This is a genomic window from Streptomyces sp. DH12, assembly GCF_020873895.1.
Lineage (GTDB): Bacteria > Actinomycetota > Actinomycetes > Streptomycetales > Streptomycetaceae > Streptomyces.
The window spans coordinates 1-536 of the sequence record NZ_JAHWGT010000641.1 but is presented as its reverse complement, the minus strand read 5'-3'; the positions used below and the strand labels follow the sequence as shown (position 1 = coordinate 536).

The window sequence follows — 536 nt, the reverse complement described above, 5'->3', positions numbered from 1 at the left end:
TGCTGCGGGGCGTGCTCGTCGGCCTCCGCGGGCTGCTCGCCCGCCAGCGCGTTGACCGCCTCGGAGGCGGCGAGGATCGCCTCGTGCATCGCCTGCTGCGGGTGCGTGCCGCGCGGCAGCGCGTCGAGCAGGGACGCGTTCGCCGCGCGGGAGGCGGCGAGTGACGCCTCGTCGGGGCGGGTCGCCGAGGAGACGCCGTCACAGACGACCGCCACGGACACGGGGGAGCCGTCGGGCAGCGCGGTCGTGCCGACGGCGAAGGCGTCCTCGTTGCGGTGGTGCCGCAGACCGCGGTCGCTGACCGCGGCGACGGGGCCGCATTCCTGTTCCATGTGGTCCCGTTCGCGCGGCTGGGCGTGGCCGCAGTTCTCGCAGTATCCGTCGTCGTCCACCCGCCCGGCCCGGCACGCCACGCACACGGCGGCGGGAGGAGCGGAACCCTGGCCCCCGGAGAGTACCCAGTCCAGTCCGCAACCGAGGACCTCCGCCGCCAACAGCTCGCGGCGCGCCGGGTCCAGACCGTACGACTCCAGAGC

The 536-nt window shown here is 75.6% G+C and carries 1 pseudogene; it reads right to left on the bottom strand.

Annotated elements, in window-relative coordinates:
* Positions 1 to 536 (bottom strand): annotated as a pseudogene (locus LPA54_RS36225) (hypothetical protein); the annotation flags it as partial.